Source organism: Cellulomonas sp. GbtcB1, assembly GCF_019091725.1.
In the GTDB taxonomy this organism is placed as follows: domain Bacteria; phylum Actinomycetota; class Actinomycetes; order Actinomycetales; family Cellulomonadaceae; genus Cellulomonas.
Genome location: NZ_JAGXJG010000139.1, coordinates 1 through 608 on the forward strand (window position 1 = coordinate 1; position 608 = coordinate 608).

Below are 608 nucleotides of genomic sequence, written 5' to 3' on the forward strand. Positions count from 1 at the left end.
GGCCTGGTCGAGCCCACGGGCGTCGTCGAGCTGTTCGCGTCCCCGCAGCACGAGTACACGCGGTACCTGGTCGCCGCGGGCGAGGAGGCCTGACATGGCGCTGCTGGAGCTGCGCGACGTCACCAAGACGTTCAGCGTCCGCGGGCGCACCGTGCACGCGGTGCGCGGCGTCGACCTGGAGCTGGACACCGCCCGCACGCTCGCCCTGGTCGGCGAGTCGGGATCGGGCAAGTCCACGCTCGGCCGGGTCGTCGCCGGCCTGCACGGGGCGACGTCGGGGACGGCGACGTTCGGCGGGTTCGACCTGCTGGGGCCCTGGGACCGCGAGCGCCGCCGGTCGGTGCAGATGGTGTTCCAGCACCCGTACCAGTCGCTCGACCCGCGGTGGACGGTCGACCGGATCCTCCGCGAGCCGCTGGCCCGGCTGACCGGGGTCCGCGGCGCGGCCGCGTCCGCTCGGGTCGCGGAGCTGCTGGACCTCGTCGGCCTGCCGGCCGAGATGCGCACCCGGCTGCCCGCCGAGCTGTCCGGCGGCCAGCAGCAGCGGGTCGCGATCGCCCGGGCGCTGGCGCCCGAGCCCGACCTGATCGTGCTGGACTAGCCCACCT

1 protein-coding gene is annotated in these 608 nt (G+C 75.7%); it reads left to right on the forward strand.

Features of this window, described 5'->3' with window-relative positions; all coding sequences use genetic code 11:
* Positions 1 to 94: 94 nt before the first annotated feature.
* Positions 95 to 601: an ABC transporter ATP-binding protein gene (locus KVT14_RS20070; protein ID WP_217617272.1), complete on the forward strand. Its 507-nt coding sequence runs from the start codon at positions 95 to 97 to the stop codon at positions 599 to 601.
* Positions 602 to 608: the final 7 nt, after the last annotated feature.